The 7862-nt window shown below is 42.0% G+C and carries 8 protein-coding genes and 1 pseudogene; 6 read left to right on the forward strand and 3 right to left on the reverse strand.

What is annotated here, in order from left to right:
• Together B5E84_RS19755 and ltrA are read left to right on the forward strand one after the other, a co-directional pair.
• Positions 1–279 (forward strand): annotated as a pseudogene (locus B5E84_RS19755) (group II intron reverse transcriptase/maturase); the annotation flags it as partial.
• 547 nt (positions 280–826) lie between these two features.
• On the forward strand, positions 827–2071 hold the full coding sequence (gene ltrA / locus B5E84_RS19760) for a group II intron reverse transcriptase/maturase (RefSeq protein ID WP_087226583.1): 1245 nt from the start codon (positions 827–829) through the stop codon (positions 2069–2071).
• Positions 2072–2180: 109 nt separating this feature from the next.
• Here the strand turns inward: ltrA and B5E84_RS19765 are convergent, their stop codons facing one another.
• Positions 2181–2411, reverse strand: a complete 231-nt coding sequence (locus B5E84_RS19765) for a hypothetical protein (protein ID WP_087226586.1) — start codon at positions 2409–2411, stop codon at positions 2181–2183.
• Positions 2412–2529: 118 nt separating this feature from the next.
• Between B5E84_RS19765 and B5E84_RS19770 the strand changes: the two genes are divergently transcribed.
• The 4 genes from B5E84_RS19770 to B5E84_RS19785 are packed head-to-tail and all read left to right on the forward strand — an operon-like array spanning position 2530 to position 4849.
• Complete coding sequence (locus tag B5E84_RS19770) at positions 2530–2853, forward strand: SymE family type I addiction module toxin (protein WP_087226590.1); 324 nt, start codon at positions 2530–2532, stop codon at positions 2851–2853.
• Positions 2854–2855: 2 nt separating this feature from the next.
• Positions 2856–3641, forward strand: a complete 786-nt coding sequence (locus tag B5E84_RS19775; RefSeq protein ID WP_087226593.1) for a ParA family protein — start codon at positions 2856–2858, stop codon at positions 3639–3641.
• Complete coding sequence (locus B5E84_RS19780; RefSeq protein ID WP_087226595.1) at positions 3631–4587, forward strand: ParB N-terminal domain-containing protein; 957 nt, start codon at positions 3631–3633, stop codon at positions 4585–4587. The genes B5E84_RS19775 and B5E84_RS19780 overlap by 11 nt, the downstream gene beginning before the upstream one ends.
• The gene (locus B5E84_RS19785) at positions 4580–4849 is read left to right on the forward strand and encodes a hypothetical protein (RefSeq protein ID WP_143469288.1); all 270 of its coding nucleotides are present in this window, start codon (positions 4580–4582) and stop codon (positions 4847–4849) included. The genes B5E84_RS19780 and B5E84_RS19785 overlap by 8 nt, the downstream gene beginning before the upstream one ends.
• A gap of 57 nt (positions 4850–4906) precedes the next feature.
• Here the strand turns inward: B5E84_RS19785 and B5E84_RS19790 are convergent, their stop codons facing one another.
• Positions 4907–5488 (reverse strand): hypothetical protein, encoded by a 582-nt coding sequence (locus B5E84_RS19790; RefSeq protein WP_087226598.1) that lies wholly within the window; start codon positions 5486–5488, stop codon positions 4907–4909.
• Positions 5489–5898: 410 nt separating this feature from the next.
• The gene (locus B5E84_RS19795) at positions 5899–7623 is read right to left on the reverse strand and encodes an ImmA/IrrE family metallo-endopeptidase (RefSeq protein WP_162612911.1); all 1725 of its coding nucleotides are present in this window, start codon (positions 7621–7623) and stop codon (positions 5899–5901) included.
• Positions 7624–7862 lie beyond the last annotated feature (239 nt).

A 7862-nucleotide genomic window follows, 5' to 3' on the forward strand; every position in this document is an offset into this window, starting at 1 on the left:
AGCATGAAGAATAACCTGGACGACCTCAATAGCTGGCTGTACCACCGTATACGAATGTGTATATGGAAACAGTGGAAACTGCCAAGGACAAAAGAACGGAACCTGGTCAGACTGGGGATTCCGAAGTATTATGCCCATATGGCAGCAAACAGCCGAAAAGGGTATTGGAGGACGTCCAACACAACCACGGTTAAAAGAGCCTTAACAAAAGAAAGACTGATAAACAGTGGCTTTTATGATTTAGCCATAGCTTATCAGTCTTTGCACGTCAACTATTGAAACCGCCGTGTACCGAACGGTACGCACGGTGGTGGTGTGCCATGGAAGGCGCATAGGAGATGAAGGAAGGCCCTTCGGCAGGAACTGAACAGGCAGGCCTGCCAAATCGCTCTAGTGCTGCTGTGGTTCAGGTCATGGTAGTGAGCGACTAGAGAAAAGGCTGCGGAATAGTAGTCAGATGGGATACATGAAGATGAACGAAAGTGAACCATTGAAGAAGTGTCGAAAGCGTAAGACTTTTGCAAAACCTGCTTTTCACCACTAAGCGGGGATAAGGATAATGGATACCTGTAATGCTGATTATCTGCGAAACGGCATTAAGATGGCATGAGCATGTATCAGGCTTCTATGTGAAACATGGGAACCTGCGGGATGATGAGAATCGAAAAAGCACAAGTCGCAGAAAGACAAGGCTGAAAGTAGAAATGCGTCCTTGCAGGGGCGGAGCCGCTCGTAGTAGTAAGGAAGTTGTTGTAATGATAACGGAGCGAAGGGGTGGCATCATTTAGCTTGAGGCAGAAAACAACTGGGGAACCAGGAGGATTTGATGAACAAAAGCAAACAATACGAGATACCAAAGAGAGCAGTGATCGAGGCCTATAAAAGAGTAAAAGCGAACAAAGGCAGTGCTGGTATAGATGGTATGGATTTTGAGAAATTTGAAGAAAGATTAAACAATAATCTCTATAAAATCTGGAACCGAATGAGCTCGGGAAGTTATTTTCCATCTCCGGTAATGGCAGTGGAAATCCCTAAGAAATCGGGAGGAACGAGACGGCTTGGAATACCGACTATAACAGACCGGATTGCACAGATGGTTGCAAGAATGTACGTGGAACGGATGGTAGAACCTATGTTTTGCGAAGATTCTTACGGATACAGACCACATAAATCTGCACTAGATGCGGTTGAAACAGCGAGGAAAAGATGCTGGAAATATGACTATGTTATAGAACTGGATGTGAAAGGATTGTTTGACAATATCGACCATGAATTGTTAATGAGAGTGGTACGTAGACATGTAAAGGAGTCATGGATATGTATGTACATTGAAAGATGGCTCAAATGTCCCTTTATCCTACCGAATGGAAACAGGATTGAAAGGCAGTCTGGAACACCACAAGGTGGGGTCATTAGTCCGGTACTGGCAAATATGTTTCTGCATTATGTCTTTGATATGTGGATGAAAAGAAATTTTCCAAACGCTCCGTTTGAAAGATACGCAGATGATGGAGTGGTTCATTGCAGTACCAAAGAAGAAACCCTGTATATAAAAGAGAAACTTGCCAAAAGGTTTGAAGAGTGTAAGTTGGAGTTACATCCTGTCAAAACAAGAATTGTATACTGCAAGGATAAGGATCGGACAAAGGATGATGAAGAACTGACGGAGTTTGATTTTCTTGGATATACCTTTAAAGCAGTCTATATCAAATGTAAAGATGGTGTGATGAGAAATAACTTTATCGCATCAGTCAGTAAAGCAGCGGCAAAAGGGTTTAGAGATAAAATCAAAGCATTGGGAATACACAAGAAAACCGGATGCAAGATAGACCTGATTGCAGAAATGCTGAATCCAATGATTAGGGGCTGGATGAACTACTTCGGGAAATTTAACCCGTCAGCCATGAAATTTACGTTACAGTGTATTGAGCGGAGATTGATAAAATGGGCAATATGCAAGTATAAGAACTTTCGCGGGCGTAAACAGAGGGCAGAAAAGTGGCTCACGTCTATTAGAAAACGAGAGCCAAAGCTGTTTGCCCATTGGGGCAGAATGTATTCGTATTGTTAAATGATAAGAGCCGTATGAAGGGAGACCTTCACGTACGGTTCCGTGAGAAGTTTGAGGTGAAAGTCCTCTTACTTACTCGACTGAGAGGACGGCGGTTAGTCACCGCCTCCTACTCGATTTCGGGATTTGATTCCTGATCGCGTTTCATGGCTTCATCGATTGCTCTATTGATAAAGGCAGTAGCACTTTCACCCATCTTTTCTGCGTGGCCCTTAATGATGGCACGCTTCTCTGGGGTGACACGAACCTTGATTTCAACGAAACGATCATTATATTTTTTGTTTGCTCTTCGACGAACTTCGGTTAAGCCTTTATAGGAACCATTTTTCTCTTCACTCATGACAGCCTCCAGCATGTGTATTGGCAGATATGCCTGTAAAAAGTATAGCACAGATTGATACATAAGACTATGTAAGATTTTCCGAAAATGAAATTTGATTGAAAAAGGAGACAAGCTTATGAAAAATCAGAAGATTAGAAGCATGAAGGTTCACGAACAGAGCGGATATAACTACAAGGCAACACCTACCATCATTCTCAAAGGTCAATGGCTTAAGGAAATGGGATTTGAGATTGGTGACTACATCAATGTCAGCTGTGAGGATGGAAAGCTGATTATTACTCCGGATGCAGAAAAGGCTGCAATGGCAAAGGCAGAAGCAGAATTCATGAAGAAGGGAATGAAGAAGTTTCAGAAACGTTTTCAGGCGGAGAAGGAACAGCTCCATGCGCAGTTTGTGGCTGAGAGAAATACAGAATATAACGGAAGAGAGGTGCAGTGATTATGGGAAATATTATTGTTATCGGTTCACAAAAAGGTGGCGTGGGTAAAACCACGACCACACTTAACCTGGCTTATTCTCTGAAGGAGCTGGGAAAGAAGGTATTGACGGTAGATTTTGATAGTCAGGCAAATCTGACTACCTGCTACGGAGTAGAGGATACCGGAGCCTTGGAATATACGATTGGCCATCTGATGATGGATCAGATGGAAGAAGAGGTGCCAGAGAGTTTCGAGGATTATATTCAGAGTAGAGACGGCGTGGATTATATTCCATCATCTATTTATCTGTCTGTGGTGGATGCAAAGCTTAGAACAGAAATGGGTGCGGAGAGGATGCTGGCAGCGGTTCTGGAACCATTGAGGAGCAGATACGATTATATACTGATTGATACCTGCCCGTCCTTGGGAATGCTTACCATCAATGCATTGGCTGCGGCAGATGAGGTGATTATTACGGTAAATCCTCAGCTCCTGGCGATGATGGGATTGCAGGATTTTCTAAGAATTGTAGGAAAGATTAAGAAGCGAATCAATCCGAAGTTGGAGGTCGCAGGCATTCTCTTAACTATGTGTGAGAGCAGAACCACACTTTGCAAGGTTCTGACAGAGGAAGTAACCGGAAGTTTCCAGGGAAAAATCAAAGTATTTGATACAAGGATACCTGCAACAGTCAAGGTGGGAGAGAGCATTTACTACAATATGCCGATTGCTCAGTATAGCAAAAAAGCATCTGCAGGAATCGCATATAGAAAATTTGCAAAGGAGATAATCGCATATGAAGGCTAATTCAAAAAGAAAAGTATTTGGTGATACAGTGGATCTACTGATGGGAGATATGGAAGAAGTAACAATGCCAAGAGGTGTTCAGATGGTACCGGTGAAGAATATACAGCCGTTTCATGACCATCCATTTCATCTGTATGAGGGAGAACGTCTAGAAGATATGATTGCCAGGGTAAAAGAGTACGGAGTGCTCAATCCGGTTATTGTACAGAAACTTGATACCGGTTATGAAATGCTTTCCGGGCATAACCGTTGGAATGCAGCTAAGCTGGCCGGAATTAAGGAAATACCGGCGATAGTAAAGACTGGATTATCGGAGGAAGAGGCTTATGTTTATGTGATTGAAACGAATCTGATGCAAAGGTCATTTTCGGATTTGGCAATATCGGAGAAGGCAGCGGTGCTGAAGGCGAGGTATGAAAAGGAAGCTTGTCAAGGAAAAAGAAATGATATTCTGGAAGAAATTGCAAGAATGGAAGGAAAAGACGTTCCGGTTACCTGTGGTCACGGTGACCAAAGGTTGAATACCAGAGATATGCTCGGCAAGGAATATGAATTATCCGGTAGCTCTGTGGGGAGATTACTTAAGCTGAATGACCTGATTAAACCCTTCAAGGATATGGTGGATAGAGGTGCCCTCTATACGAAGGTGGCATTACAGCTGGCTTTCCTTCCGGAAAATGAGCAGACGATGGTATATGAGATTATGAAAGAGAAGAAAACCAAAATCACCATAGAGATGGTTATGAAGCTTAGAAGTCATTCTGGTGCTCTGACAGAGGCAATGGTAAAAAGATATTTAAGTACAGAAACCATCAAAAAGAAATGCTATAAGGTTCCGAGCAGAATTGTGGAGAAATATTTTGAGGGAATGGACCCGAACCAGGTGGATGTAATAGTGGAACAGGCATTGGAAGCCTGGTTCAGTAAGGAGGCTGCGAATGTTTGAACAGAAGAGCCTTGATAAGATTGATGGAGATTACTTCAATATCATAATTGCTGATAGCCAGGATGTGACGATACAGAGCAGGAATACAGGTCATTACTGGTACCTGCACTGTGCCGGGTATCCTACAGAGGAAGCTTTGGTCATATTCCATAAGCATCGCTTTAAGGATGGATATCATCAGCACGGACACGCAAGGAGTCTGAGACAGGCGATTAAGAGTATCGTGAGACACGATGATTATAAGAAAATGCGTATAACATAAAAAGGCAGCGGTATCTTCGAAGTGAGGATACCGCTGTTTTCAGGTTAAGCAAGAAGCTTATTCACCGAAATAGAGTTTCTTTGCAAGAGCCTGTGCTGCTTTGATGTCAGCATATCCCTGGGATTTTCCAAGGCCTAATTCATCAAGAATCTGTCCTTTGGTGTAATCCTCGCAGATAAGGTCGAGAATACAGCCATACTTTGGATTGATTTCGTGGATCTTTTTTAAGAGATTCTGAATAATCATACGGAGCATAACGGTTTCTTCAAGATTCTCCGGTGATGCAGGTTCAAAGCCTTTGCTATCTTCTGATGCGGCTTCGTCCATAAACTGATCAAGAGAGAGAACATCATCTGACTTAAAAGATGCAAAGTGTTCTCTGACATCTGCATTGAAATGTTTAAGGGCAGCAGGCTTGTCCTCAATTTTTACAGGAGCAAATGCTACCAGAACCTTGTTAGGTCCGATATGCCAGGTCTCAAGGTTGTCCTGGCACATATTGAAGTGTTTCACCATTTCCCAGTCCACGCGGATTGGTACGAGGCAATCTCCTGGCTGAAGTGGGAGATTGTTGTAACTGCGACGGTTGTCGTAGTTGTGGTTGGCGTTGGTTGACTGATGATTTACATTGATTTGCATGATAAAAGCCCTCCTTCGGCTTGTGCCGAAATGGAGAGCCCCACTACATGCATAAATAGACCATCAGATGTGAGCTTGCCGTTAGGATTACTCCATTTCGGCTGCACCTCACTTCCGGTGGTCGGTACAGATAAATTGTTTTAGTCACATGGAACCGGAACACCCTGCGCAGATGGTTCCCATGTGCTAATGCTATAGTACACGGATTTTTTGAAAACCTCGAAACTCGCCGAGTCGGGGATGAGACATAAAAAAATGCCGCTAAAATGCGGCTTTCATAAGAGTTGGAATATTATTTTGAACGAAATTGATGGAGGAGAAGGGCGTTATCCCGACTCACTGAGTCGGAATAATTTAAAAAACATGAAAAAAGCTGCACATCGGTGTGATGTACAGCCTTGTTTTAGAGATTAGTAGCGCTCTTTGGTGCCGAGAGTATCATATCCATAAGATTCGAGAAAATCATTTCTTTCTTCAATGGATTGTCCTGCAAATCCAGTGATGCAGAATTTTAATGCTCTGTCTTCATCAGATTCTCTGAAGGATCGCCCTGCAAGTGATAACATTTTTTCTGCAGTTTCGATATCGAGATCTAAGCCACATGCGATTGCTACAATAGTGCGAACAGAAGGATCTGTTTTAATGTTTTTCTCAGCTTTCCTATATACCTCTTCTCCGAGCCCTGTTAGATTACAGAAATGTATTTTGCTGAGCCCTTTGAAATTGATGATATCAAAGATGTATTCCCAGCAAGTTTTGCCATTTGTTGGGAGATTATGGATTCCTTCGTTGATCTCAAAGCGAGATCTTTTTCTCATTAGTTCGTCTGAAAGCTTTGTGACAGAAGTGTTCTGCTTCTTATCATAGGTTGATACTTCTTGCTCGTCATTAGCTCTATGAAGAATCTCTTCTGGAAGATGACCTTTTGCTGTGGAACGTTTGATACGCTTCCAAGTGAATGATATGGTACATTCTGTAAGATTATCCCAGGCATATTCAGTAAGAGTATATTTGCCGGTTTCGTCTTTCAGGATATATTTTTCATCATTAATGATGATGTAACCGTCAACATATTTGAATTTCCCAGAATCAAGAAGTTCCCTAAAACTTTCATTTGTACTGTATTCGTAGAAAACATCCTCACGGCTGATGAAGGAGTGATTGTTCTTTTCATCAAGCTGCTGTAAAACCAACTGAGCCTCAGGATATCCTGTTTCCTTCATACGGATAAGCGCAGATTGCCTTGAAACGCCATAAAACTTTGCCAGTTCATCAGCAATACAGGTGAGGACATCAACTTTTAGCGGTGTGTCATCATAGTTATATTTCTGATAAAGTTCGTCAACCTTTACTTTGAAGGTCTGAATCGGCATAAGAATTCTTGGTGCCATATTATTGGCCTGCCATTCCATACGCTGTTCGTCGGTCCATTCTTCATATTCAGATGGATATGACATATTAGAAGGGCATCTATGAGCGATGAATTTCTCGTTTCGTAGAATCTGTTTGATAGTAGCGTACAATCTGTGGCGATACCAATGGTAGACCTCGTGAGCCAATGTATTATTGACACATCCTTTATTACGTTCCCAAAAGGTGTATGCATCTATAAGAATGGTTCCTCTGTCTACATCCATTTCTGTTTCTGAACATTTGAATATATCCCGTACCAATACCTTTCCTTTAGAGAAACAGATCTGTCCGAATATGCTGAAATCATCTGAGATGCGATGCCCTTGAAGAACATTAAGGTGAAGTTTCTCTGTGGCAATCTGTTCAATAGGAACTGGTATGGGTTCTGATAAAGCCTGTGGATAGTACTTTTCAAGAAAAGCTGTAGCTTCTGCATCCAAGTCCTTTTTATAGAGAACTGGAACAATGTTGTTGGATGCAGCTATACCAGAAACAACAGGTTTCTTTTCTTTTGTCCAGGGACGAATATCCGTTATCTTCAGATTATCCAGTTTGTCAGTGATGGTAGCTTCGCATGATGCAATAATCCATTGAGAGATTTCTCCGGTTAATAGTCCTCTGTAATCATCGTTTTGCTGCAATTCGATAGTACAACTGATAATGGCATCGAAACGTAGAGTATCCTCATCAATACGTATATTGTTTGTGTACTCAAGCATCATATCCAGAAGCATAGCAGAATCGGGATATTTGACGCGCGATGTACTTAATCGAAGAGCTGTAGGGTGTACTGCAATAAAACTATTAACTGCGGTCCATATGGGCTGGTAACATATCTTATAAATAAACCTAAATTATTCACGGAACAGTATCTGAATTGATAACAGTACCATGAATCTGAAAATTGATCCATGCAGCCATAACATCACTCAATTAACCCGTCAAAAGGGTATAAAATCCC

Source organism: Lachnoclostridium sp. An14 (assembly GCF_002160755.1).
GTDB lineage: Bacteria > Bacillota > Clostridia > Lachnospirales > Lachnospiraceae > Lachnoclostridium_A.